Below are 24,347 nucleotides of genomic sequence, written 5' to 3'. Positions count from 1 at the left end.
GAGCTTTCCCCTTTATTGCTGGAATATTTATGATCTCTTTTTCCGAAGCGCAGGAGAAAATCCTCTCCTCTCTCGAACCTCTGCCCAGCGAAACGGTCTCGATAACCGAAGCGCTCGGCAGGGTGCTGGCCGAGCAGGTGTTCGCCCCGAGAAACCTTCCGCCTATGGACAACTCGGCGATGGACGGCTACGCCTTTTGCCGCTCCGACGCCGTCGGCGAAAGGGCGGTGCTCCGGGTGGTGGACGAGATAGCCGCCGGGCATCTTTTCTCCGGCGCGGTGGCGGAGGGCGAGGCGGTAAAGATAATGACCGGCGCCCCGATACCTCCCGGCGCCGATACCGTCGTACCCGTAGAGGATACTGCCCGGCTGGGCGCGGAGGTGGAGATACTTTCACTGCCGAGGCCGGGGGCCAACGTCAGGAAGGCCGGAGAAGACGTTTCGGCGGGCGATCAGGTTCTTCCGCCGGGGATACGGATACGCCCGGCGGAGGTCGGAATGCTCGCCTCCCTCGGACGCTCCTTCGTCAAGGTTCACCAGAGGCCGAAGGTGGCCATTCTCGCCACCGGCGACGAGATAGTGGAGATAGACGCCCCCACCGAAGGGTTCAAGATAATCAACTCCAACTCCTACGGCCTTTCCGCGCAGGTTCTGGAGACCGGAGCGATACCGGTGCGCCTGGGCATAGGGCGCGACGACAGGGAAGGGCTTCTCGAAATACTTGGTAACGCCCGCACCTGCGACATGGTTCTGACCACCGGCGGCGTCTCGATGGGCGATTACGACTATACCCGCGACGTGCTCGCCGAATGGGGCGTTGACACGAAGTTCTGGAAGGTCGCGGTAAAGCCGGGAAAGCCGGTGCTCTTCGGCATGAAGGGCAGGGTGCCGGTCTTCGGCCTCCCCGGAAACCCCGTCAGCGCGATGGTCTCCTTCGAGCAGTTCGTAAGGCCCGCGCTGAGAAAGCTGATGGGGGCGCAGAGGCTCTTTCGCCCGGTCTTCAAGGCCATCCTCGACGAGAGGGCGGAAAGGGTGAAGGGCAGGCCCGACAGGATAGAGTTCGTCCGGTGCAGAATCGAACGGTTCGGAACGCGCTTCAAGGTAGTCGGTTTAGGCAAGAGAAGCTCGGGCATGCTCTCCACGCTGGTAGAGGCCAACGGCCTTCTCATCCTTCCCGTGGGACGGGAGGTTATCGAGCCCGGCGAAGAGGTGGACGTTCAGGTCTACGATTACGAATTCCTGGAAGGCAGAGCGGCGGGATGGTAAAAAAACCCGCCATTTGCCTCATCTCGGGTTTTTCCGGCAGCGGAAAGACAACCCTCGTCGAAAAGCTCCTCTGTTACCTCAAGGAAAAAGGCATCGCCGCCGCCACAGCCAAGCACCGCCGGAAAAAGGTAGAGGTCGACACCCCCGGCAAGGATACCTGGCGCCACAGGCGCGCGGGCGCAGTGGCTACCTTTTTCGCCAACGGCGACGAGCTGGTCATCTTCAGGGATAGCCCGGCCGAAGGCGTCACACCGGATTTTCTCGCCGGTCTCTGTCCCGAGGGGACGGCTCTTTTACTGGTCGAAGGGTGGAAGGGGGAGAGCGGCTACCCGAGAGTGGAGGTGCTGCGGGCGGGGGAAACCCCCATGCTGGCGGAGGGAACAATCTGTATCGCCGTCGAGGACGCAGCCGCGCGAATCGAAGGTGTGACGGTCCTCCACCGCGACGACGCGAAAGCCATCGCGGACCTGATAGTTAAAAAGGTTCTGGAGCCTTGAAAACGGCCAGATTCCTGCTCGCCTCGTCCCTTGGAGAACTCGCGGCGCTCGACGAGCCCGGTTATTCGGGCGTCAACTTCGGCGCGGAGTTTTGCCCGATGAAACTCCCCTCGGGCGAGGAGGTCAAGAAAGCCCGCATCCTCTGCGCCGGAAGGGGACTTTCTTTTTCCCTGGTGACGCCCCTCGCGCGCCAGGCGCACTTTCCCCTCGTGACCTCGTGGCTCACGGAACTTCTCGTGAAGGGGGAGGAATGGGTCGCGAACGACTGGGGGGTGCTTCATTTCGCAAGCGGCAGGGGAACTGCGAACCCTGTGACGGCGGGGAGGCTCCTTTCGCGCCAGCGGAGGGATTCGCGCTGCCTCGACATGCTTTTGGGGGCGAGCGAGGAGGAGGCGCGGGGCATCTCCGGGAGCCTTTGGGACGACGAGGATTCGGTGAAACTCGCCGTGAAGCTGGGGGTTACGAGGTTCGAGCTGGACCCGGTTTTTCAGGGGGTTCACAGGCCGTCCCTGCCGGAGGGGGCGAAGGTCTCGATCTGCGCTCCGTACTTTCCGGCGACGGTGGCGCTGGCCTGTCCCTACAGCGAAAACATCCTTAAAGACCCTCTCGGCTGCGGGCGGGTCTGCAGAAAATACCCCCCGGCTACGGTGACCAACCTCCAGAGGCCGGAACCCCTCTATTCCTCCGGGAACGCTCTCTTCTTCCTCAGCGGTGAAGCCCACGCCCAGAAGTGCGCCGAAACCGCCGGAGCCGACAGGCTGGTCTGGGCGAAAAACATCCCCGCCTAATCTCCGTAGGTGTATTGAAACTCCGCAATAAGGTTAAGCTTCGTAATCGCCCACTCCTCAGGGAAATCGGGAAGCTGCGCCCGCCTTACGGTGGCTATGGTCTCGTTGTCGAGGATCTTCGAGCCCGAGCTCGTGACGAGGACGGCGTCGGCCTGACCGCTGCGCGTGATGGTTACCCTCACGGTGACGCTTCCGGGCCTTCCCGCCGCGAGAATCGCCTCCCGCCAGTTCCAGCTCCTGTCAACCGAGGAGCGGACCCTGTCGAGATACCCCCTGTAGCGAAGATCCGGATCCCCGAGGCTAAGGGTCACCTCTCCCTTTTCTTTTACGGGGTCGGGGGGGGCCGTTGACATCGGCGCGAGGGTTATAAAATCCTCTTTCGAGGGCTTGAATTCCCTTAATTTCACCGATTTTTCGGATTTCGCGGCGGGGGAGGGCGCTCCGTTTCCCGAAGCCGTTCCCTTTCCTTGCGCCGGAAGGGGGATTATCACCGTTGCCGCATCGGATTTCGAGTGGGGAGTTTCTATTGCGGCCGGAACCTGGACGGGAGGGGACGCCTCGACTGAAGGACTTGTTCCGCCTTCCCCGCCGCCGCCCGCTTCAGCGGGTTTTTGAGCTTCCATTGAGGGGGCGGCCGCTTTCTCGCTTGCAACCGGGGCGGCCGGACGGGGAGGAGAGGGAATAGGGACGGGAGGCAGAGGCGCGCTCCCGGAATCGCTCCCCGACATGGTATCCACCATCGAGACGGTGAAGATGAGGGAATCGGCCTTTTTTTGAGGGGTGAAGGTACCCACGCCAAGCGCGATAATCGCCCCGTGAAGCACTAGAGAGGCGGCAAAAGCCGCGTAAAGTGAAAAAATTTCCTGGCGCTCTTCCATTGTGCCGGAACTATAGTCCTTTTCTTGCCGTGAGGGCGCTGCTGTTGTTACTATCCATTTGTGAGGCTGCCTGCTTCAAGACCGTAGTTTGCCTGAGGTGAAGAAAACCTTTCGCGTCCTCGGCGGCTTGTCCGTCGAAGCCTTACGCGAGAATGAATATCATACAGCCTGTGAGAGTCCGGAGGGAATATGCTAAACGACCCCGTCTCGGAAAGAACCAGAAAGATGCCGAGCTTTATCGCGATGGACGTTCTGGAGGCGGCCAACGCGCTTGAGCGGGCGGGGAGGCATATCGTCCACCTGGAGGTGGGGGAACCCGATTTCGACACCCCGGAGCCGGTGCGAAGGGCTCTGGCCGAAGCTCTGGAGAGCGGACAGACCCACTACACCCACAGTCTCGGCATTCACGAGCTTCGGGCCGCCATAAGCGTCCACTACCGCGCCAGATACGGCGTAGACGTGGACCCCGAGAGGGTGATTATAACCTCCGGCTCCTCTCCGGCGCTCTACATGACCTTCGCGGCGCTCATCGACCCCGGACAGGAGGTCGTCCTCTCCAATCCCCACTATGCCTCCTATCCGCCGATGATAGAATTCGCGGGCGGCAAGCCGGTCTACGTGCCCGTCCGGGAGGAGGAATCCTTCCAGTTCGTGCCCGAGGAGATGCTGCCCTACGTGACGGACCGGACGAAGGCGATTCTGATAAACTCTCCGGCGAACCCCACGGGCACCCTCATCAGCGGGGAGAGGCTTTCCGAGGTAGCGAAAATTTCCGAATCCGCGGGGAGCTACGTCGTCAGCGATGAAATTTACCACGGCCTCGTCTACGAGGGGGAACGGGAGCACACTATTCTGGAATTTACCGACCGCGCCTTCGTGATAAACGGCTTTTCCAAGCTCTACGCTATGACGGGATGGCGGCTGGGGTTTATGATAGCGCCTCCCGAGTTCGTGAGACCGATCCAGAAGATGGCGCAGAATTTTTACATCTGCGCAAACTCCTTCGTCCAGAGGGCGGGAATAACGGCCCTCTTTGAAACCTCGGAATACGTGAGCGAGATGGTTAAAACTTATGGGTCCCGGCGCACGTACATGATAAAAAGGCTTGAGGAGATGGGGTTTACTTTCCGCTGTCACCCTACGGGAGCATTCTACGTATTCGTAAATGCCCGCCACCTGAGCCCCGATTCCTACAGGCTGGCCTTCGACATCCTCGAACACGCCGGTGTCGGCTGCACGCCGGGAATAGATTTCGGAAGCGGCGGCGAGGGGTATATAAGATTCACCTACGCCAACTCCATCGCCAATATAAAAGAAGGCATGGACAGGCTTAAGATCTACGTTGACAACCTGGGACGCGCCGGAGCGTAAATGATTACTTTCGATCTTGAATGCGATAACGGCCACAGATTCGAGGGCTGGTTTAAAAACCGCGAGGATTTCGACGGACAGCTCTCCTCCTCGGCCATCGCCTGCCCGCTTTGCGAGTCGGTGAAAATCAGAAAGCTTCCCAGCAAGGCAGCGGTTCACGTGCAGAAGAACCATCTTCCACAAAACCTACAGTCGAAGGTCGAGGCGCTCTCTTATTACCGCGCCCTCGGCGATTTCGTCGAGAAAAACTTCGAGTACGTGGGCGAAAGTTTCGCCGAAGAGGCCAAAAAGATGAAAAACGACGAGGCCCCGGCCAGATCAATAAGGGGCATCACCACCCCCGCCGAGGAAGAAGCGCTCACCGACGAAGGCATAGAGTTTTTCAAGGTGGCTCTTCCGAAATACGATGCCTGAACTTACCTCCCCCCTGCGAGTCACCTGGGATATCCCCGCCGATATCCAGACGGCGAGAGCCCTATGGGGAAAAATCGTCGATGGAAAGCCTCTCTTTATCGAAGCGCATCTGGATTTTCCGGCGGTACCCGGATTTTGCGGTTTCCACCGGGAACTTCTGACCCTTCGCCGTGTCCGTTTCGGTCTCGCGGCGGATTGGCCGACGATTCTTAGGGTGCTTCGGGAGTGCGGGGACGACTGGATAGGGAACGTCTCCCTGACCTTGCTCCCGCCCTATCCCGAGAGGGGCGAATTCGAGGAGACGGTCAAAAAGGCGAGGGAATTTTCCTGGGGGCTGTGGTCAACGGACGAGGGGCTTTCGGATTTTGAAAAGGCGCTGGGATTTGCGATGGAGGGCGGGGGGCTTAGCGTGCTGAATCCCTGCCGGCCCGCGGCCCCTCTTTCCGGGGAGACAATCGAAAAGGTTGTAAGGATTTGGGAAAGCAGAGGAAGACCCGGACATATTCCGCTGAAAATTCACGATCTCTTCCTTTCCGAGGAGATGGGGCAAAATCCCTTTTCAGGCTACCCCGGCTGCGCCGGGGGCCAGACTCTGGCGCACGTCGATGTGAAGGGGAATCTCCTCGTCTGCCGGACGCTCCCTCTGGAACTGGGGAATCTTCTGGAGCACTCCATGAAAGAGTTATGGAAATCCGAAGAAAGAGCTAGAATCCGGGAAGAGCTTTCAAGGCTGCCCGGGGAGTGCTCGCCCTGCTCTCTGGCCTCGCTATGCCGGGGAGGGTGCCCCGGCCTGGCTCCCGGCGACGGCAGGCGGGACGGGTCCTGCAAGGGACCGAGGAACTGAAATGATCTATCTGGATAACGCCGCAAGTTCACACCCCAAGCCCGAGGCTGTCTACAGAGCCGCCGACGAAGCGCTGCGCCTCGGCGCGAATCCGGGCCGCTCGGGTCACGGAAGCGCCCTCAGCGCGGCGCGGATAATCCACGAAACGAGAGAACTGGCGGCAAAGCTCCTCGGCGCGGGCGATTCCTCGCGCATAATCTTCACCTCCAACGCGACCCACGCTATAAACATCGCTCTGAAGGGGTTTTCCCTCAAACCGGGTGACCACGTCGTCACCTCCTCAATGGAGCACAACAGCATCCTTCGCCCGCTCCACGCCCTCCGGCAGTCCGGCGTTGAGGTTTCCACGGTAACGGCGGATAAGACCGGCATTATCGAGCCCGAAGCGGTCGAAAGGGCTATAAAGCCTCAAACCCGCCTCGTCGCCCTTACCCACGGCTCCAACGTCACCGGCGCTCTGCTGGACCTCAAAAGAGTCGGCGAAATCTGCAAAACAAGGGGGGTCGCGCTCCTTCTCGACGCTTCTCAGACCGCCGGAGTTGTGCCGGTAGACGTGGTGCGCGACGGGGTATCCATGCTGACCGCGCCGGGCCACAAGGGGCTTCTGGGACCGCAGGGCACCGGCATTCTCTACGTCTCCCCCTCGATAGACCTCGCCCCTCTCATGGAGGGCGGCACCGGCTTCGCCAGCGAATCCCGGCAGATGCCGGAGGTCTTCCCCGAGAGGCTGGAGGCAGGGACGATGAACACCCCCGGAATTGCCGGTCTCGGAGCGGGAATCTCCTGGCTCCTCGAAAAGGGGGTGGAGAATATCCGGAAGGGGGAGCTGGAGATACTTTCCCACCTCCTCGCAAGATTCAAAGAGATCAAGGGGCTTTGGGAATACGGCCCGAAAGACCCTGAAAAAAGGGTCGCCGTGGTCTCTTTCAACCTCGAAGGCGTTGACGGCGCGCACCTCGGGTACGCGCTCGACGAAGTGTTTTCAATTGCGGTGAGGGTCGGCCTTCACTGCGCCCCGGACGCCCACAAGACCATAGGGACCTTCCCCGGCGGGGCCGTGCGCGCCAGTTTCGGCCCCTTCAACACCATCGCCGACGCCGACGCGCTCTGCGACGCACTCATAAAACTCTCAAACCTGAAGTGAACCTCCTGACTAAGAAAGGGATGAATGATCAAGAATTTCGTCCTCGACACCAACGTCCTCCTCCACGACCCGGAAGCCATTCACGCCTTCGAGGAAAACAACGTCAACATCCCGATCTCGGTAATAGAGGAAATAGACAGGTTCAAGAAAAACGTAGACGAGACGGGCAGAAACGCCCGCCAAATTTCGCGTTATCTCGACAAGCTCCGGGAGACCGGCGACCTCCGCAAGGGGGTGAGTCTGGGAACAGCCGAGGGCATCGTGCGCGTCAGCTTCGGCGCGGACGCCGTAAGCTTGCTGCCGAAGGAACTCATCAGCGAAAAGGCGGACAACAGGATTCTGGCCGTCTGCCTCGCCCTCATGCGGGACGAGAGCCTGCCCGTCGTCTTCGTCACCAAGGATACCAATCTTCGCATAAAGGCGAACGCCCTCGGCCTGAACGCCCAGGATTACGAGCGCGGCAAGGTCGCAAACATCGAAGATCTCTACACCGGCACCGAGAGCGTTTACGCGCCGAAGGCCGACGTGGATTCCTTCTTCAAGGACGGCAGGCTTCAGCTCAGGGCGGGGGAAGGGCTTTACCCGAATCAGTTTGTCAGCATAATCGACGAGACCGACCCCAACCATACCGCCCTCGGACGCCACGTAAAGAACGGCGAGGTGGTCGCGCTGCGCCTCCCGAAAGAGATTTGGGGCCTTCACCCGAAGAACCGCGAGCAAAGATACGCCCTCGACGCCCTTTTGAACCCCGACCTCCACCTCGTGACGCTGGTGGGCAGGGCGGGAACCGGAAAAACCCTTCTGGCGATTGCGGCGGGACTTCAGAAGACCGTCGAAGAACAGGTCTACAAGCGCCTGCTGGTGAGCAGGCCGATCTTTCCGATGGGAAGAGACATCGGCTTTCTCCCCGGCGATGTGCAGGAGAAGCTACGCCCCTGGATGCAGCCTATCTTCGACAACGTGGAGTTTCTCTTCGCGGGCGTCGAGGGGCGCGACGGCAAGAAGCGCAGGGGCTACGAGGAACTCATCGAGATGGACATGATGGCGCTGGAGCCGCTGACCTACATCAGGGGCCGCTCCATCCCCTTCCAGTACATAATCGTAGACGAGGCGCAAAACCTTACCCCCCACGAGGTGAAGACGATAATCACCCGCGCGGGCGAGGGGACGAAAATCGTTCTCACCGGCGACCCCTACCAGATCGACAACCCCTACATCGATTCGACCAGTAATGGGCTGAGTTTCCTCGTCGAGAGGTTCAAGGGGCAAACCGCTTCCGCGCATGTCACCCTTACCAAGGGAGAGCGTTCGGACCTTGCGGAACTTGCGGCTGAACTGCTTTAGAAGGCTGAGAAAAACTGTTGCGAGCCCCGTTTACGGCGTCGCGTGCTCGCTCGGCGCTCGCCTAACACCCTGTTATGTCTCGCTTCTCGCTGCGCGTCTCCTTGTAACCGGGGCTTCTCACGACGTTTTTCTGCAGCCTTCAGCTGCGTTAACGAGTAAGAATAAAGGAATGTTTTAAGTTTGGAAACCCTTATCCTGGCAATCGAATCCTCCTGCGACGAGACCGCCGCGGCGGTCCTTCGCGGCGAGAGCGGGGTGCTTTCGGACGTCGTAGCGAGCCAGAACGAGATACACGCCAGGTACGGCGGCGTTGTCCCCGAGTTGGCTTGCAGGGCTCACACCGAGGCGATAATCCCCGTAGTGACGGAAGCCCTTCTGAAGGCCGGGGTTTCGCTCGAAGAGCTCTCGGCGATCGCCGTAACCCAGGGGCCCGGCCTAGTGGGGGCGCTTCTGGTCGGCGTGAGTTTCGCGAAAGCCCTTTCCTTCGCGACGGATATTCCCCTCGTTCCCGTAAACCACCTGGAGGCCCACATCGCGGGGGTTTTCGTCGAGGATTGCTGGCGCGGCAGGGGCGACAAGCCCTTCATCGGCCTCGTGGTCTCAGGCGGTCACACCTCGCTCTACCACTCGCTCGGCGGGGGGAAGTACGTGTTGATAGGGCAGACCCTGGACGACGCGGCGGGCGAGGCCTTCGACAAGGTAGCCAAGATACTGGGGCTTGGCTATCCGGGCGGCGTCGTGGTGGACAATCTCGCCAAAAAGGGCGACCCGAAGCGCTTCAATTTCCCGAGACCGCTCCTGAACAAAGGCGGCTTCGACTTCTCCTTTTCGGGGTTGAAGACGGCCCTCCGCACCCACGTTGAAAAGTATCTTAAAGGCCTCGAAGGGCAGGAGCTTTTCGACACCTGCGCCTCCTTCCAGGACGCGGTGGTGGACGTACTCGTCAAGAAGACCGTCCGGGCCGCTAAACACACCGGGGTCAGCGATATCGTCGTCTGCGGCGGCGTTGCGTGCAACTCGCGCCTTCGCCAAAAGCTTCTCGACGAGGCCCAAAGAAAAGGTCTGAACGTCATGATTCCCCGGCCTCGCTACTGCACCGACAACGCGGTGATGGTCGCCTCGGCCGGAAGACTCCGGTTCCTCGCCGGGGTGAGGGCGGACCTCGGCCTCAACGCCGTCCCGACCTGGCCGCTGGAAGAAAGCGCCGCCCGATGAGCGCTGCGCCACTCGCTCCCTCGCCCAAAAAGTCCCTCGGTCAGCACTTCCTCTTCGACAAGAACATTCTCGGTAAAATCGTAAGGCTGGCCGGGGTAATTCCCGGCGAGGCGGTGCTGGAGATAGGGCCGGGGCCGGGAGGACTTACAAGGGCGCTCCTCGACGCCGGGGCGCGGGTCTGGGCCGTGGAGACCGACCGGCGGATGATCGAGCACCTCCGGGAAGGCGGCTTCGAGGGGGTGGAGATAATCGAGGGCGACGCCCTCAAGACGGATTACATAGAACTCGCAAAATCCGCCGGGGAACCCTTCCGGCTTGTCGCCAATCTTCCCTACAACATCTCCGGCCCCCTCCTCGCTCTGCTGCTCAAAGAGCGCCGCGCCTTCAAGTCGATGACTCTCATGTTCCAGAAAGAGGTGGCCCAGAGGATTGCCGCCGGGCCGGGCGGCAGGGTGCGCGGAAACCTAAGCGTGCTCGCCCAGATATTCTGCGACGTTAAAGTAATTATGAAGGTTCCTCCGGGCGCTTTCCGGCCTCCGCCGAAGGTAGAATCCGCCGTGATACGCCTCGACCCTCTCTCGAAGACCGTGCTTCCCATCGACGACGAGGAGACCCTCTGGTCGATCGTCGGAGAGAGCTTCCAGCACAGGCGAAAGATGCTCAGAAACTGCCTCAGGGACCGTCTCGGGGAAGGGGACGAGGTTCTGCAAAGGGTGGGGCTGAAGGGAACGGAAAGGCCGGAGGAGTTGGACTCGGCGCAGTGGATACGGCTTGCGAACGAGATATTCAGGGTCGAAAATATCGTAGAATCGTAGGATGGGCGAACAGTTAAGGAAGTCCTGGTTTTTGTACCTTAAGTCGATTTGCTGGCTTGAAGAGATACCATCTTTCGCGTTCTTGAGACATTGTTCCGATGGGCATTCCGCAACAGCCGACGTTAATGCACAACAGACCGGTTTTTTTGCCCTCCAGGGAAACCGCCAATTCTCCGTTGACGGTTTTTCTGAAAGTGAACGTCGCGGTTTCTTTGCCTAAAATCTCCAAAAGCTTTAAAGAATTCACCCAGTCCCTATCAATCCTGTTGCTTTTGACCGCTACACCCCCGTTAACGCACTCATACTGGCCACTTTTCTCGAAATTCAGTTTCCCATTGGGCAGGAAGCCCCTGTAAATAAGCTGCGATGGAGGTTTCATCTCTAAAGTTATGTAATCGCTCCTCCCCCCATAGAAGGTATCCGGTAAAAATATCCAGTCAAACGACATCCCCGAAGAACCGATGTTATTCTCAAAACCGGAGTCCTTGCCTTCATTGTCATAAGAGCCGCTTACGTCTTGGCAGCCTCCTTCCGGCGAAGGTCTAAGCTTGCCCCACCTCGGAGGGTATGGGCTTTTAAAAGCAGAGGTACAGGACGAGAAAAGGAGCGCCAGCGCGATAAGGGGTAAAAGCCCCGAATATCCTGTCCGTTTGACCGTTGGGGCAGTACGCCTGGCTAACATTTACGTTCAGTCATTACGGTTACCTCGAACGTCCGCCGCTTCGTCCCTGTCCCCCGCTTCTCTTCTGCTGCCCGCCGGAGCCTCCTCGGCCTCCGGGGCCGCCCCTACCTCCGGGGCCGCCGCGTCCGCCGGGACCGCTTCGGCCTCTGTCGCCGCCCCTGCCGGGGGGGCCGCTGAATTTCCGGGGCTCGAAGGGGGGCTTTTTATAGGGCAAAAAGAGCGCCGGGTCGAGTTCTCCCACCGGTATCTTGTGTCCGATGTACTCCTCGATCTCTGGGAGGATGAAGACGTAGTTTTCGCAGGCCAGCGCTATCGCTTTGCCGCTCTTGCCGGCGCGCGCGGTGCGCCCGATGCGGTGGACGTAGTCCTCTACGTCCTGCGGAAGGTCGTAGTTGACTACGTGGGTGACGTTTTCGATGTGAAGACCTCTCGAAGCTACGTCTGTGGCGACGAGAACCTGTATATCGCCGTCGGAGAAGCGCTTCAGGACCTTGAGGCGTGTGTTCTGGGGCACGTCGCCGCTGAGGACGGAAGCCGGGTAGCCGTTGAGGGTAAGGGTCTTTGCGACCTTCTCGGCCTGATGCTTGGTGTTTACGAAGAGGACTACCTTCGACATATCCCCCTTCGACAAAAGGCCGATGAGGTAGCTCAGTTTCTCGTCGGAGCCGAGATGGTAGAGTATCTGCTCCACGCGGTCCGCCACGACCTTCTCAGGGGTGACCTCGACCAGTTCGGGGACGTTCATGTACTCGTAGCTGAGTTCCATCACCCTGTCGCTGAGGGTCGCGCTGAAAAGCATCGACTGGCGCTCGTCGTACTTGCTCATCCTCTTGAGAAGAAACCTGATGTCGGCGACGAACCCCATGTCGAACATGCGGTCCGCTTCGTCGATGACGGCGATCTCCACCGAAGCGAGGTTGAAGACCCTCTGCTTGAGGTAGTCGATGAGCCTTCCCGGCGTTCCGACGAGGAGGTCTACCCCCTGCCGTATGTCTTCCCGCTGCTTCGCATAGTCTACTCCGCCGTAGGCGAGCAGGATGCGGAAGGGGAGGTGGCCGCCGTCGACCAGCATCTGGGCGTCCTTCGCGACCTGAACGGCGAGTTCGCGGGTAGGGGTGATGACTATCGCCCTGGGGCAGACGCCGATCGATTTTCTCTTCTCGGTGCGAAGGAGCCTGTCGAAGATCGGCACCAGAAAGGCGATGGTCTTGCCCGAACCGGTCTGCGACTGGACCGCGAGGTCTTTCCCCTTAAGGGTCGTGGGAATCGTGAGGGCCTGCACCTCGGTGAGGTGTTCAAAACCGCAGGCGGTGACGGCGTTGAGGAGGGGGTCCGTAATTTCCAGGTCTGAAAACTTGATTTCCGATAATTTCATTTAGTGGACTTTTCTTGAGTAATTAATGTTGCCGTTTTGAAATAAACCAAAGAGAATCTATTCTTAAATCATGGTTACGTCAACCGGAGCGTAAAAGATGCCCTGGTCCTCCAAGCCGCAAAACGCGCTTATCTATATGCTTTGTGCGCTTATCGCCCTCGTGGTCATAGGCGCGACGGGGTTTCGCCTCATCGAGGGGTGGAGCTTCGTGGACTCCTTTTACATGACTATTATAACACTCTCCACGGTGGGTTTCGGCGAGCCGAAGCCTATGTCCCCCTCCGGCAGGGTGTTCGTAATCTTCTACATACTCCTCGGTATAACCGTCGGCACCTACTGGCTCCGCACTTTCAGCCGGATGATCATCGAGGGCGAGATACAAAAAGCCCTCGGGAGAAGAAGGACGATGTCTAAGATTAAAAAACTTTCCGACCATTACATAATATGCGGACTCGGCAGGATAGGCAGGCTGATAGCTGACGAGTTTGAAAAGAGGCCGATGCCTTTCGTCGCCATCGAGCGGGACGAGGGGGCGGTAAGAAAGCTCCCCCCCGACTTTCCGGTGATACTCGGCGACGCGACCGAAGACCTGATACTCAGAGAGGCGGGGATTGAAAGGGCCAAGGGACTTATAACCGTCCTCCAGACCGACGCGGAAAACCTCTTCATAACCCTCTCGGCCCGCGAGATGAATCCAAAGCTCTTTATAATCGCGCGCTACGAGGAGGAGAGGTCGAGGCTGAAACTGCAGCGCGCCGGAGCGGACAAGGTGATATCGCCTTACATCATCGGGGGCACCAGGATGGCGATGGCCGCCCTCCGGCCCGCCGTCATAGATTTTATCGAGCTCGCCACCCAGTCCGAGAGTCTCGGCCTCCAGATGGAGGAGATACTCGTCCCGATGCTGTCGAATCTCGCGGGAAAATCACTCGTAGACAGCAAAATCCGCTCCGATCTCGACATAATAATCGTGGCCGTCAAGCGCCGCAGCGGTCACATGGAGTTCAACCCGAGCGCCAAAACTATTATCGAGGAGGGAGACAGGCTGGTCGCAATCGGCGACCGCTCCCAGCTCAACATTCTTGAAAAGATCATCTCCGAGGCGTGACAATCAATATTATTTCAAGAAAAAACAAATAGTAATTAAACGACGTTTTATTAAAGCTGATACAGGGTTTTTCGATTCATAGAAAAATGTAAAAAATATAATTTTTGGCTGAAAAAGAGGTTTTCAGGTATTATATTAACGGCGTGAATAATGCTTTTGCCAGCCCAATAAATTTAAAAAACACGTCGCCGGACCTGAAAGCCCTTACATAATGCAGGCCAAAACGCCAAAGCCCAAGGCTCTCTGCGTTTATTACTCTCTGAGCGGACAGACTACAAAATTGGTTCGCGCTTTCGCCGACGGTTTCGCCGAGGCGGGCGGATCGGTATCCGTTCTTCGCCTGCACCCTGTAAAAAAGATTCCCTTCCCCTTTCCCTCTGTACTGATGACCGCCTGGATGATGTTCCGAACGCTTTTCAAGATACGAGACCCCGTGCTGGAGAGCGCTTCCTCCTCCTTCGAGCCCGACGTTGTGATTGTCGGAGGGCCGACCTGGTCCTTCAACCCCAGCGGACCCGTGCTCGCCTGGCTAGACAAGGAGGGGAAATGGATTTTGCGCGGTAAAACCGTAATCCCTCTCATCTCCTGCCGGAGCTATTGGAAACTTCACTGGTGGGAACTTAAAAAAGCGATACTCGCCCTGGGGGGGAAACCGGAAGGACCTTTGGTCTTCACTCATCCGCTGAAAGAGCCCTGGCGCTCCATAGGTGTCTTTCTGGTCCTCATGGGCAAAAACCCGGAGAAAATGCCCCTTATCAAGAACCACTTCCCGCGCTACGGCCACACTCACGAACAGGCGGACGAGGCCAAGAGGCTCGGAGCCGAGCTTGCCTGTGAGCTTGCCTCCGGCCAAAGTTCCCTTAAAAGGGCCGTCAACTAATGGAACGTCTGGCGGACTGCGAACTCTTCAGGGACATAGGCCCTGCGCACATGGCGGAGATTTTCGCCGAGGCCTCGCGGCGCTTCTTGTCCAAGGGCGAAATGGTGCCTTTCCCGAGGGAAGGGGGGCTCGGCCTCTTCGTCCTCATAGAGGGCAAGGTCCGTCTCGTAGCCCGCAGGGAGAACGGCGGCGAAATAGAGCTGGACGTCTTTTTGCCGGGGGATATCTTCGGCGAAAGGATAGCTCTGGGCGAGATGGACATGGCTTCCTCCAACGTCTACGTCGCCGAGGAAGACTCCACGGCCGTATTTTTCCGCCTCGAATTTCTTGAATCGATGATGGCGCGATCTCCGGCGCTTGCCATGAACCTGTCACGGCTCCTCGCAAAACGGATGCTCAAGCTCGACGGGAGGCTGGCCCAGACAGAGGAGCGGCGCTCGGAGCTTTTCGAGATTGTCGGACGGGTCGATATGGATTCCGACCTCTCCCATCCCAACTTCGACCAGACAAAGTTCTACAAGCGAAACGAAGAGGAGATAAAGAGGCTCGCCAGATCGGGGGATTCGCTTCTGGTCTGGGGCGAGAGCGGCGTGGGGAAGAGACAGTTCGGCAGGACGGTCTTCCACCTCAGCGACCGCTTCCGCTCGGTTTATCTCATCGCAAACTTCTACCGCGAAGAATCCCTTTACCCCGGCGGCAGGGAAGAGCCTCTCACCCCGGCGCAGGTCCTTTTCGGCTGGGAGGAAAGCGGAAGAAGAAAGAGCGGCCTTCTGGAACTCGGGCGGGCGGGAACCCTTTTCCTTCTCGGAATCGAAAGGCTCGGAGAAGAGGCCCAGAAAAAGCTCTGGCGGCACATCGTAGACCTGAAATACTCGCAGGCCGCGATAATGGGCGCCTGGGAGCCGGGGCCGAGGCTTATCTGCGCCTCTCTCCACAACCCCGGTGAGTTGCAGAAAGACGGCAGGCTCATTCCCGAGCTGGCGGAGTATTTCTCCACCCGCTCCTTCCACATCCCGCCCCTCCGGGAGCGCAAGAAGGACATTCCCGACCACGTCTGCTTTTATCTGGAGAAGTACGCCAGAGAGCTTGAGAAGGAAACCGTTTGCGCCAGCGACAGGACGATAAAGGTCCTCCTCGATCACAACTGGCCGGGCAACGACGCGGAACTGGCGGAGACGATAAAGCGGGGGATAGTCCTGGCGAACGGCCCGGTGCTGGAAGCCGAGGATATTTTCCTCGATTTCAGGAAGGTCGAGGCGAGGGGCAAGATAGACCTCCTGCGTTTCGACTGGATCTACAAGCTCTTCCGGTCCGCGTATTTTCCGGCGGTCATTCAGTGGACAGTGACGCCCTTTTTCGTGATTCTGGTCGCCTTTCTCATCTTCGGGCCCAAAAAACCCGAAGCCAACATCGGCTCCGTCTACAGCTGGGCTCTGGGCTGGCCGCTGATGGTCGCGGGCTCCTTTTTCTGGGCGCGTTTCTGGTGCACCATCTGCCCGATGGGAAGCATAGGCGAGGCGGCGAAATTTCTCTTCCCGAAGAAGAAGGAGAGGCTCTTCCCCCAGTCGCTGCGAAGATTCTCCGGCTGGGTGATTATGGCCGTGGCGCTGATTATCATGTGGATGGAGATGACCTTCGAGATGAGGAACTTCCCGCTACGGCTGGGATGGCTTCTCGCGGGCATGATGCTTTTCTCCTTTCTCTTCTCCGTCTTTTACGAAAGGCAGGGGTGGTGCGCCTATTTTTGCGGTCTCGGAGGAATGATGGGGCTCTTCGCGCGCCTTTCCCCCTTCGAGCTTCGCGCCGACAAGAACGTCTGCACCGCGAGGTGCGCGGGCCACCAGTGCTACACCGGCACCGGCGAGCGCAAGGGCTGCCCTCTCTTCCTCCTCGCCCCTGCTGTGGACTCAAATCTTTCGTGCAAGCTCTGCGGCTCGTGCGTCAAGAACTGCCAGCACCGCTCGCTTAACCTCAACCTGCGCATACCCGGCAGGGAAATCTGGGAGACGGGCGGCAAGGCCGACCTCAGCATCTTCACCTTCGCGATGATGGGAGCCCTCGGGTGCGAGCTTCTGGGAAAAGGCTGGCTGCGGGAGATGCAGATGCCGGTAGTTACCGGTATGACCCTCCTCTTCATCCTCTTCACGGCCGCGTTCGTGCTGGCTCTTTTGTTCGTGTCGTTTCTCGGCAAACTCTCCGACAAGGATTCGTTTACAAGACATTTGTCGAGATACGGGCAGGCATACCTTCCCATCGTCTTCATGGGGTTTTTGTCGTACCACCTCTACTTTTTATTCGAGCTCGGCGACGTGCTGATACGGCTTATCGGTGAGAAGCTGGGGCTGGACATACTGAAGTCGGTAGACTGGAAACTGCACGAAGGGTGGATACGGCTCTTCCAGCACAGCGCCCTCTGGCTGGGGTTTCTGTGGACGCTTCTTCTGCTCAACCGCCTCGGCAAGCAGCGGGAGGGGTTCAGGGGTACTTTTACCGTCCATACCCTTACGGCGCTGGTTCTCACCCTGTTTCTCGCCGCCGCCCTCGACTATCACTTCTTCAACATCAAAATCTTCGGCGCCTTCTTTTAGGGCTGTTATTCTTCCTTTACGATAGGAGTGGGCGAGGCGGGTACTTTCGGCTTCTGTCCGCGGTTGCGGTATTCCTCCATATCCAGATGAAGGATGTAGGCCTCTTCGTTTGAATCGTAACGGGAGTTAAAGCCGAAGGACAAAAAAAGCTGGAGCATCTTGCGGTTGGCGGGGAGCACGTAACCCGTCAGTTCGGCAAGTCCGCGCCTGAGCCCCGCCTCGATCAGCATTCCCAGAAGCCTTCTTCCTATCCCCATGCCTTGCCAGTTGTCCCGGATGCTGAGCGAGACTTCGCCGCCGTTGGTCGCCGGGTCGAGGCCGTACTGGCCGACTCCCACCATCTCTTCCGTCTCACCGTCTACTGTCATGGCGACTATCGTGAGTTTGTTCGTAAAATCGAGATTGGCTTCCTCCTGCAATTTTTCGTGGGGCATCAGGCGGACGTGGGAGAAGTAGCGCATATAGACCGATTCGTCGGAGAGGCTGTAGAAGAAATCCTTGAGATACCTTTCGTCGGTGGGGTGAATCGGGCGAAAATGAATCTTCTTCTGCCGGAAGACCCCCCAGTCTTCCAGATCCTCCGGGTATTCGGAACTGACGGGCAGTTTTTGATCGGGGTAGATGTACCGGAGCCGCTTCGCCTCCTCCAGCAGCCATTCCCGGAACTTCGGGTGGGCTATGCCGATAAGCGCCATCACTCTTTCCCGAATAGTCATTCCGTGAAGGTCTACGTAGCCCCATTCTGTGACGACGTAGCGCACCGAGCCGCGCGTGGTGACCACGCCGGAGCCCTCGGCCAGGAAGGGGACAATGGTGGACTTGGCGCCGTCCCTCACGGTGGAGGCGATGGCTATTATGGCCTTGCCCCCCTTGCTCCTCGACGCCCCCCTGATGAAGTCCACCTGCCCGCCTATTCCGCTGTAGAACCGGTGGCCGATCGAATCCGAGCAGACCTGACCCGTCAGGTCTATCTCCATAGCGGAGTTTATGGCCGCCATTCTGTCGTGCTGCCTGATGATGAAGGGATCGTTGGTGTATTCGCTGGGGTGGAAGGAGACCATCGGATTGTTGTCGATGAAATCGTAAAGGCGCTTCGTGCCCATGCAAAAAGAGGTGACTGCCTTCCCCCTGTGGATGTTCTTTCTCTGGTTGGTGACCACTCCGGCCTCTACGAGGTCCACCAGCCAGTCCGAGAACATCTCGGTGTGGACTCCCAGGTCGTTTTTATCCATCAGCGCGGGCACTACGGCGTTGGGGAGCGCGCCGATTCCTATCTGGATGGTAGAGCCGTCCTCGACCAGCAGGGCGATTATCCTGGCGAGCCGGAGGGCGACCTCGTCGGGCTGGGGAGCCGAATAGGTGATTATAGGCGAGGAGTTTTCGACGAGCGCGTCGATCTGGTTTACGTGGAGGAAGGAATACCCCAGAGTGCGGGGCATCTGGTCGTTAACCTCCGCGATGACGTAGCGCGCGTTTTCCACCGCAGAGCGCGTCACGTCCACGCTGACTCCAAGGCTCACATAGCCGTGCCTGTCCGGCGGCGAGACCTGCACGAGAGCGGCGTCAAGGCGTATCTTCTTGGTCAGGAAAAGATCGGGGAGTTCCGAGAGGAAGACGGGAGTGTAGTCGGCCCGCCCTTCGAGCACCGCCTGCCTGGTGTTATCGGCTATGAAAAAGGCGTTGTGGCGAAAGAGGGTCTGAAACTTCTCTTCGGCGTAGGGGGCGATGCCCAGGGTAAGGATGTGCAGTATTTCGGAATCCGCCGCGTTCGCCCCCTGGGAGATGAGCCCCTCCACGAGGTGCTGGGGTTCCGCGCAGGCCGAGCCGATGAATATTTTCGCGCCCCTGGGGATTTTTGCAATCGCGCTTTCCCTGCTGATTACTTTTTTCGCGTATTTCTTTCTCCAGTCGGGATCTATCAGCGAGCGTTCATTCATCTTTAAGTCTCCGGCGCGCCGTTTTAAGCTTCGAGCTCTTTGAAAAAGTCGGCTATTCCTGCCCCCTCGCGGAGAATTTCAATCCTGTCGTCAACGAGGGAGACTATGGTCGAAGGGATGGAGGGAAGGGGTCCGCTGTCCAGAATCAGGTCGATTCTTGAGCCCAGAATCTCCTCTATCTCCTCGGGAGTTCCGATAGCCTCACTTCCCGCAACGTTGGCGCTGGTGGAGATTATCGGATTGCCCAGCGCGGTTACGAGGTCGAGGCACACCTGATGGTTCGGAACGCGGATTCCGACGGTTTTTTGCTTGGTGAGGAGGGTCCTGGGCACCTCTTTTGTCGCTTCGAGGATGAAGGTGTATGGGCCGGGCAAAAACCTCTTCAGCAGGCGATAGGCGTAATTGGAGACCTTGGCGTATTCGCTTATGTTGGCGAGGTCCGAGCAGACGAAGCTCATCGGTTTTTTTGGGTCCCGACCCTTTATCCGCGCAATCTGCTCGATTCCTTTTTTCCGGGTTATGTCGCAGCCGAGGCCGTAAACGGTGTCGGTAGGATAGGCGATGACGCCTCCTCCCTGAAGTATCTCGACGGCCCTTTTTATGTGTCGTCCCTGGGGATTCTGAGGATGCACCTGAAGTCGTAAAGCCATGATCTCATTCCTGATAAAGGTTTATGTGCTTAACCATAGTCCAGCGTTCGCGCCCAGTCAATTTAATCGAAAATAACTTGCCTTGAAAAAATGACGACAGGGCGTGTATCCTTGGCCCTCCCAAAAAGGTACATGACCGAAGGAAAATCCCTCTTTCGCCGCCTGAACATACCGCCAGCCTCAAGTGAGCGCGACAGCGGCGCGCGCCGCGAGGCCCATGAAGGAAACGCCATGAACGATGAACTGACGCCCCAACCGGAGTCCGCGGAAGAAGAAGCACCCGCGGTAACAGAGACCGCCACTGAAGAAATAACCTCCGCCACTGAAGAAACAATCCCCACCGCCGAGACCGTCCAGCCGGCCGAAGCCGCCGAAGTTCCGGCTCAGAGCGCCGAAGACAGCTCCGAAGATTTCGCGAAGATGCTCGAAGAAAAGGGCGCGAAGCCCGAGCGCACCCCGAGAACCGGAGAAAAGGTTACCTGCACGGTAGTCAGCGTCTCCAGCGAGTGGGTTTTCGTCAGTTTCGGCGGAAAGTCCGAGGGCGCGATCGCCCGCGTCGAATTCGCCGACGAGGGAGCGGAGACCAGGGACGAAACCGGACGTCCTCCCGTGCCCGCGCCGGGCGCCGAACTCGAAGCCTACGTTCTCGCCTTCCGTGACGGCGAGATACACCTGACGACCAGGCTCAGCCGCCGCGAGCAGTCACGCACCGCCATCTACGACGCCTTTGTCGCCGGAGTCCCGGTCGAGGGCAGGGTGGCCAAGGTGATAAAGGGCGGCTTTGAAGTCCGTGTCAGCGATTTTCGGGCTTTCTGCCCGCTCTCCCAGATAGACCTGCGCTGGCCCAAGGAACCCGAAATACACGTCGGGCAGATATATCCCTTCAAGGTCGTCGAATACAAAGACAAGGGCAGAAACATAATCGTCTCCAGAAGAGCTCTTCTCGAAGCCGAGATGGTCACCAAACGCGACGAGATCAAGAAGAAGATCAACCTTGGCGAAATTGTCACCGGCAGGGTAAGAAACGTGCAGAGCTTCGGCGCTTTCGTCGAGCTTGGCGGCGTGGACGGCCTCATACCGGTCTCCGAAATGGCCTGGGAGAGGGTGGAAGACCCCGCCAAGATACTCACCGAGGGGCAGGAAGTGACCGCTAAGGTTATCGGCGTCGATTGGGAGAAAGACAGGATCAGCCTTTCGCTCAAGGCTCTCGAAGGCGACCCGTGGAGCTCCGTGGCCGAGCGCTTCCCCGTAGGCTCGAAGGTCAAGGGCACGGTTGCGAGGCTCACCAACTTCGGAGCCTTCGTAAACCTCGAACCCGGCATCGACGGGATGATCCACATCTCCGCTCTGGGCACCGAAAAGCGGCTCAAGCACCCCAAGGAAGCGATAAATATCGGAGACGAGGTCGAGGCGGAAGTCGTCGCCGTCGAGCCGGAGAAGCGCCGTATATCCCTCTCGATGGAGTACAAGCTGCAGGAAGGGCTCGGCAGCCTGCCCCGCACCGGCGAGGTCATCCGCGGGACCGTAGAGAAAATAGTCGATTTCGGCGTCTTCCTCCGCCTGCCTTCCGGCCACCTCGGGCTCATTCCCAACGCCGAGATGAACACGAAGAAGGGCACAGACCACGGCCAGATGCTTCGCCCCAAGGACGAGATGGACGTAAAGGTGCTGGAGATAGAGGAGAACGGCAGGAAGATACGCCTCTCCGTCAAGGCCCTTGTGCGCGACCGCGAGCGCCAGATGCAGAAGGAATACGAGACCTACAAAGGCTCCGACACGGTTTCCTTCGGCACCTTCGGCGACCTTCTCAAGGCTTCTAAAGAGAAGAGCTGATTTAAATTATCAAACCGCATCGGAAGGGCCGCTCGCTATGGGCGGCCCTTTTGTTTTTCGCCGAGGCTTTTGAGTATCGTTTCCGCGAGATTCTTTCCGATTCCCTCGACCCCGGCGATCTCCTCCGCCGAAGCGCGCAGAATCCCCGCTACGCTGCCGAAGCGCTTTAAAAGCGCCTTTCTCCTCGCAACGCCGACGCCGCTTATTCCGTCGAGGGCGGAGGATATCGTGGAGGTAGAGCGGCGCTTCCTGTGGTACTCGACGGCGAAGCGGTGGGCCTCGTCGCGGATGCGCTGGAGTATGAAGAGGGCCGAGGAATTGCGGGAAAGTATGAGGGGGTTCTTTCTGCCCGGCAGGAAGATTCGCTCCGGGGTTTTCACCCCTTCCGCCCCGGGAATCGGGCGCGATTTGGCTAGCCCTATTACCGGCACCTGCCCCGCGCCAGCCTCTTCCATTGCAACTTTCGCAGCCGAAAGCTGGCCGGGACCGCCGTCTATTACCACCAGGTCGGGCCACTCCCACCCGTCTTCGGAGCGGGAAAACCGCCGCCTTATCACTTCGGCCATCATCGCGAAATCGTCCTGACCCGCCACCGACTTTATCGAGAACTTCCGGTACCCTTCTTTCAGCGGCATTCCGTCGAGAAAGGCCACCATCGAGGCGACGGGGGCGGTCCCCTGTATGTTGGAGATGTCGTAGCACTCGATTTTCCGCGGAGGGTGGGGGAGGGAGAGGCGGACCCGCAGCTCTTCGAGCGCGGTCTCAAAGCCCACCTTGCTCTTTCTCCGCTGGTCGAGCAGCTCTCTCGCGTTTTTGTCGGCCAGCCGGAGGAGGGAAACACCTTCGCCCCTGCGCGGATTAAGGATAGTGACCTTTTTGCCCCGCTTTTCCGTCAGCCACTCGCCGATAGCCTCAGCCTCGTGTCCGATGCCGGTCCCCAGGAGTATCTGCGCGGGGATTATCCTCTCTCCGCCGTAGTAGCGCCTGACGAACTCGGCGAGAGTCTCCTCGTCGTCCTCGAAAAGGTTTTTCATGTAATAGCCGCGCCGGTCGATAAGAAGGCCGGAGCGTATGACCAGAATCGCCGCCTGCGCCTCGCTGCCCTCGCGCACCCACCCTACGACATCCTTGTCGATTCCTCCGTGGGAGACGACCTTTTGTTTCTCCAGAGTGGTCTCCACGGCGCGTATCCTGTCGCGAAGGAGCGCCGCCTCCTCGAATCTCTCTTCTATGGCGGCTCTTTCCATTCCATTCTTTAGAAGCTGGATTAACTTTTTGTTTTTTCCATTGAGGAAGAGAACGACCTCATCGACTAGGTGGCGGTACTCCTCCTCGGAAATGAGGCCGGAGCAGGGGGCCTTGCAGCCTCTCGTCGCCTGATAGAGGCAGGGCCTTTTTCGGGACGTAAATTCCCTTTCCGAACAATGTCTTAACGGGAAAACCTTGTGTATGAGGTCAATGGTGTCGTGAAGGTCGCGAGCGGAGGAGTAGGGGCCGAAGTAGAGCGCCCCGTCGTCTTTTACCTTCCTCACCAGCGTCAGCCGGGGGAAGCGGTCCTTGACGGGAAGCCTCAGCGAGTAGTAGGTCTTGTCGTCGCGAAGGTCTACGTTGAAGCGGGGGTGGTGGCGCTTGATGAGGGAGTTCTCAAGGAAAAAGGCTTCCTTTTCGGACTCCGTGACGATGAACTCGATATCCCTGGCCCGCTCCATGAGGAGGGGTATCTGCGGCCGCCCGTCGGCCCCCTCGCGGAAGTAGCTTTTCACCCTTGCGCGCAGGTTTACGGCCTTGCCGACGTAGATTATCCTCCCGCCCTCGTCCTTCATCAGGTAGACGCCGGGGGAGGCCGGGAATTGTCCTGCCTTTGCCTTTAGCTCCATGACCTGTATATTAGCGCCAAGCGGGTAGCAAATCCAAATAAAGGAGGAGAGGGTGTCAAGCAACGTCGATTACGGAACATTTGCCCTCTACAGGCTTGAAGACGGCGTAAACAGGATTCAGAACTCGGTCAGGGGGGCCTATTACGGGGCGCGCCTCGCCTCCAGGAGGATAGGCGACCTCACCGCAAAAGGAGGCCCGCTGGTCTCGGCGGTGAAGAAATCCGCCGAGGAGATGAAAAAGATATCCTCCGCGCTCGAACGCATCGAGGAAGACCTGACGGATATAGCCGTGCTCGCTTACGCGGCTCATTTCTCGGAATTTCTGCGGGCTCTTTTGAACGTCGAAACCCCTCCCGCCCTCCCCGAGACGATAAAAGGGGTTGAAGAGCTCGCCGGAACTCCGGGGGCGCTCGCAAAGGCCGACAATATGTTTCCCCTCTTTCTGGCGCTGACGGGAACGTCCGTGCGGGGAGGAAAGCTCGACAAAAGGGCCTTGCAGGCTCTCGGCAGGGACGAGGTGGAGATACCTTTCTCGCTGGGAAAGATGCTCCTCTTCCGCGAGGGCGACAGGGTAGGGCTTACCGACAAACAGCTTGAGGCGATGGGGAAGGCGATACTGGACGCCGGAAGGATTCTGCGCTCCAAACGGGGCTGAGTACTTCTTCGAGCATATATCCCGTCACTCACGCGAAAGCAGGAGTCATAAGTAATTGTAAATGCCGCTGGATTCCTATATGGTCGCCCCTTTGGATGCAAGGGCTGAAGTGAGGTGTAAAGGTTCGATTGCAGCCATATATCCGGACTTTTTGCAAGGTTCTTTGACCTTTGTCCCTGATGGAATA

The 24,347-nt window shown here is 58.8% G+C and carries 21 protein-coding genes; 15 read left to right on the top strand and 6 right to left on the bottom strand.

Annotation, left to right across the window (positions count from 1 at the left end; all coding sequences use genetic code 11):
• The first annotated feature begins 29 nt into the window (after nt 1-29).
• Genes EPN96_11810 through EPN96_11800 form a run of 3 tightly spaced genes read left to right on the top strand, consistent with a single transcriptional unit; the run spans nt 30 to nt 2,550 of the window.
• A complete protein-coding gene (locus EPN96_11810; GenBank protein ID TAL15656.1) occupies nt 30-1,265 on the top strand; it encodes a molybdopterin molybdenumtransferase MoeA in 1,236 nt (411 codons plus the stop codon).
• A complete protein-coding gene (gene mobB, locus EPN96_11805; protein ID TAL15655.1) occupies nt 1,259-1,762 on the top strand; it encodes a molybdopterin-guanine dinucleotide biosynthesis protein B in 504 nt (167 codons plus the stop codon). Before EPN96_11810 ends, mobB begins: the two co-directional genes overlap by 7 nt.
• On the top strand, nt 1,759-2,550 hold the full coding sequence (locus EPN96_11800; protein TAL15654.1) for a hypothetical protein: 792 nt from the start codon (nt 1,759-1,761) through the stop codon (nt 2,548-2,550). The genes mobB and EPN96_11800 overlap by 4 nt, the downstream gene beginning before the upstream one ends.
• Here EPN96_11800 and EPN96_11795 read toward each other — a convergent pair.
• Entirely contained in the window at nt 2,547-3,428 is an 882-nt protein-coding gene (locus EPN96_11795; protein ID TAL15653.1) for a TonB family protein, read from the bottom strand. The genes EPN96_11800 and EPN96_11795 overlap by 4 nt on opposite strands.
• A gap of 189 nt (nt 3,429-3,617) precedes the next feature.
• Between EPN96_11795 and EPN96_11790 the strand changes: the two genes are divergently transcribed.
• The 7 genes from EPN96_11790 (at nt 3,618) to rsmA (ending at nt 10,575) form a co-directional block, all read left to right on the top strand.
• The gene (locus EPN96_11790; protein TAL15652.1) at nt 3,618-4,799 is read left to right on the top strand and encodes a pyridoxal phosphate-dependent aminotransferase; all 1,182 of its coding nucleotides are present in this window, start codon (nt 3,618-3,620) and stop codon (nt 4,797-4,799) included.
• Entirely contained in the window at nt 4,800-5,213 is a 414-nt protein-coding gene (locus EPN96_11785; protein TAL15651.1) for a DUF1178 family protein, read from the top strand.
• Entirely contained in the window at nt 5,206-6,057 is an 852-nt protein-coding gene (locus tag EPN96_11780; protein ID TAL15650.1) for an SPASM domain-containing protein, read from the top strand. The genes EPN96_11785 and EPN96_11780 overlap by 8 nt, the downstream gene beginning before the upstream one ends.
• 1 nt (nt 6,058) lies before the next feature.
• Nucleotides 6,059-7,201 (top strand): aminotransferase class V-fold PLP-dependent enzyme, encoded by a 1,143-nt coding sequence (locus EPN96_11775; GenBank protein TAL15649.1) that lies wholly within the window; start codon nt 6,059-6,061, stop codon nt 7,199-7,201.
• Between the two features lie 24 nt (nt 7,202-7,225).
• Nucleotides 7,226-8,545: a PhoH family protein gene (locus EPN96_11770; GenBank protein ID TAL15648.1), complete on the top strand. Its 1,320-nt coding sequence runs from the start codon at nt 7,226-7,228 to the stop codon at nt 8,543-8,545.
• Between the two features lie 180 nt (nt 8,546-8,725).
• Nucleotides 8,726-9,760, top strand: a complete 1,035-nt coding sequence (tsaD, locus tag EPN96_11765; GenBank protein TAL15647.1) for a tRNA (adenosine(37)-N6)-threonylcarbamoyltransferase complex transferase subunit TsaD — start codon at nt 8,726-8,728, stop codon at nt 9,758-9,760.
• Complete coding sequence (gene rsmA / locus EPN96_11760; protein ID TAL15646.1) at nt 9,757-10,575, top strand: ribosomal RNA small subunit methyltransferase A; 819 nt, start codon at nt 9,757-9,759, stop codon at nt 10,573-10,575. Before tsaD ends, rsmA begins: the two co-directional genes overlap by 4 nt.
• Before the next feature lie 13 nt (nt 10,576-10,588).
• Here the strand turns inward: rsmA and EPN96_11755 are convergent, their stop codons facing one another.
• Together EPN96_11755 and EPN96_11750 are read right to left on the bottom strand one after the other, a co-directional pair.
• Nucleotides 10,589-11,257 (bottom strand): hypothetical protein, encoded by a 669-nt coding sequence (locus EPN96_11755; GenBank protein ID TAL15645.1) that lies wholly within the window; start codon nt 11,255-11,257, stop codon nt 10,589-10,591.
• A gap of 19 nt (nt 11,258-11,276) precedes the next feature.
• On the bottom strand, nt 11,277-12,632 hold the full coding sequence (locus EPN96_11750) for a DEAD/DEAH box helicase (protein TAL15644.1): 1,356 nt from the start codon (nt 12,630-12,632) through the stop codon (nt 11,277-11,279).
• A 97-nt stretch (nt 12,633-12,729) separates the two neighbouring features.
• On the opposite strand from EPN96_11750, the gene EPN96_11745 reads away from it, so the two are divergent.
• The 3 genes from EPN96_11745 to EPN96_11735 all read left to right on the top strand — a co-directional run bounded on the left by EPN96_11745 (nt 12,730) and on the right by EPN96_11735 (nt 17,208).
• Nucleotides 12,730-13,740, top strand: a complete 1,011-nt coding sequence (locus EPN96_11745; protein ID TAL15643.1) for a potassium channel protein — start codon at nt 12,730-12,732, stop codon at nt 13,738-13,740.
• Between the two features lie 280 nt (nt 13,741-14,020).
• Nucleotides 14,021-14,620, top strand: coding sequence for a hypothetical protein (locus EPN96_11740; GenBank protein TAL15642.1), 600 nt, complete (start codon nt 14,021-14,023; stop codon nt 14,618-14,620).
• A complete protein-coding gene (locus tag EPN96_11735; GenBank protein ID TAL15641.1) occupies nt 14,620-17,208 on the top strand; it encodes a cyclic nucleotide-binding domain-containing protein in 2,589 nt (862 codons plus the stop codon). Before EPN96_11740 ends, EPN96_11735 begins: the two co-directional genes overlap by 1 nt.
• Before the next feature lie 5 nt (nt 17,209-17,213).
• Here the strand turns inward: EPN96_11735 and EPN96_11730 are convergent, their stop codons facing one another.
• Together EPN96_11730 and EPN96_11725 are read right to left on the bottom strand one after the other, a co-directional pair.
• Nucleotides 17,214-19,145 carry a GNAT family N-acetyltransferase gene (locus EPN96_11730; protein TAL15640.1) on the bottom strand — a complete coding sequence of 644 codons (1,932 nt, stop codon included), beginning with the start codon at nt 19,143-19,145 and terminating at the stop codon, nt 17,214-17,216.
• A gap of 23 nt (nt 19,146-19,168) precedes the next feature.
• The gene (locus EPN96_11725; GenBank protein TAL15639.1) at nt 19,169-19,795 is read right to left on the bottom strand and encodes a threonylcarbamoyl-AMP synthase; all 627 of its coding nucleotides are present in this window, start codon (nt 19,793-19,795) and stop codon (nt 19,169-19,171) included.
• 90 nt (nt 19,796-19,885) lie between these two features.
• On the opposite strand from EPN96_11725, the gene EPN96_11720 reads away from it, so the two are divergent.
• Nucleotides 19,886-21,628, top strand: a complete 1,743-nt coding sequence (locus EPN96_11720; protein ID TAL15638.1) for a S1 RNA-binding domain-containing protein — start codon at nt 19,886-19,888, stop codon at nt 21,626-21,628.
• A 35-nt stretch (nt 21,629-21,663) separates the two neighbouring features.
• Here the strand turns inward: EPN96_11720 and uvrC are convergent, their stop codons facing one another.
• Complete coding sequence (gene uvrC, locus EPN96_11715) at nt 21,664-23,505, bottom strand: excinuclease ABC subunit UvrC (protein TAL15637.1); 1,842 nt, start codon at nt 23,503-23,505, stop codon at nt 21,664-21,666.
• A 52-nt stretch (nt 23,506-23,557) separates the two neighbouring features.
• On the opposite strand from uvrC, the gene EPN96_11710 reads away from it, so the two are divergent.
• On the top strand, nt 23,558-24,160 hold the full coding sequence (locus EPN96_11710; GenBank protein TAL15636.1) for a hypothetical protein: 603 nt from the start codon (nt 23,558-23,560) through the stop codon (nt 24,158-24,160).
• Nucleotides 24,161-24,347 lie beyond the last annotated feature (187 nt).

The organism is bacterium, from assembly GCA_004322275.1.
Lineage (GTDB): Bacteria > Desulfobacterota > Deferrisomatia > Deferrisomatales > BM512 > SCTA01.
This window is presented reverse-complemented; position numbering and strand designations above follow the sequence as displayed.

Excerpts from the sequence above, each read along its gene's own strand:
- EPN96_11810 (TAL15656.1), top strand. The coding sequence starts at position 30 with ATGATCTCTTTTTCCGAAGCGCAGGAGAAAATCCTCTCCTCTCTCGAA.
- mobB (TAL15655.1), top strand. The coding sequence starts at position 1,259 with ATGGTAAAAAAACCCGCCATTTGCCTCATCTCGGGTTTTTCCGGCAGC.
- EPN96_11795 (TAL15653.1), bottom strand. The coding sequence starts at position 3,428 with ATGGAAGAGCGCCAGGAAATTTTTTCACTTTACGCGGCTTTTGCCGCC.
- EPN96_11790 (TAL15652.1), top strand. The coding sequence starts at position 3,618 with ATGCTAAACGACCCCGTCTCGGAAAGAACCAGAAAGATGCCGAGCTTT.
- EPN96_11785 (TAL15651.1), top strand. The coding sequence starts at position 4,800 with ATGATTACTTTCGATCTTGAATGCGATAACGGCCACAGATTCGAGGGC.
- EPN96_11780 (TAL15650.1), top strand. The coding sequence starts at position 5,206 with ATGCCTGAACTTACCTCCCCCCTGCGAGTCACCTGGGATATCCCCGCC.
- EPN96_11775 (TAL15649.1), top strand. The coding sequence starts at position 6,059 with ATGATCTATCTGGATAACGCCGCAAGTTCACACCCCAAGCCCGAGGCT.
- EPN96_11770 (TAL15648.1), top strand. The coding sequence starts at position 7,226 with ATGATCAAGAATTTCGTCCTCGACACCAACGTCCTCCTCCACGACCCG.
- rsmA (TAL15646.1), top strand. The coding sequence starts at position 9,757 with ATGAGCGCTGCGCCACTCGCTCCCTCGCCCAAAAAGTCCCTCGGTCAG.
- EPN96_11755 (TAL15645.1), bottom strand. The coding sequence starts at position 11,257 with ATGTTAGCCAGGCGTACTGCCCCAACGGTCAAACGGACAGGATATTCG.
- EPN96_11750 (TAL15644.1), bottom strand. The coding sequence starts at position 12,632 with ATGAAATTATCGGAAATCAAGTTTTCAGACCTGGAAATTACGGACCCC.
- EPN96_11745 (TAL15643.1), top strand. The coding sequence starts at position 12,730 with ATGCCCTGGTCCTCCAAGCCGCAAAACGCGCTTATCTATATGCTTTGT.
- EPN96_11735 (TAL15641.1), top strand. The coding sequence starts at position 14,620 with ATGGAACGTCTGGCGGACTGCGAACTCTTCAGGGACATAGGCCCTGCG.
- EPN96_11730 (TAL15640.1), bottom strand. The coding sequence starts at position 19,145 with ATGAATGAACGCTCGCTGATAGATCCCGACTGGAGAAAGAAATACGCG.
- EPN96_11725 (TAL15639.1), bottom strand. The coding sequence starts at position 19,795 with ATGGCTTTACGACTTCAGGTGCATCCTCAGAATCCCCAGGGACGACAC.
- EPN96_11720 (TAL15638.1), top strand. The coding sequence starts at position 19,886 with ATGACGACAGGGCGTGTATCCTTGGCCCTCCCAAAAAGGTACATGACC.
- uvrC (TAL15637.1), bottom strand. The coding sequence starts at position 23,505 with ATGGAGCTAAAGGCAAAGGCAGGACAATTCCCGGCCTCCCCCGGCGTC.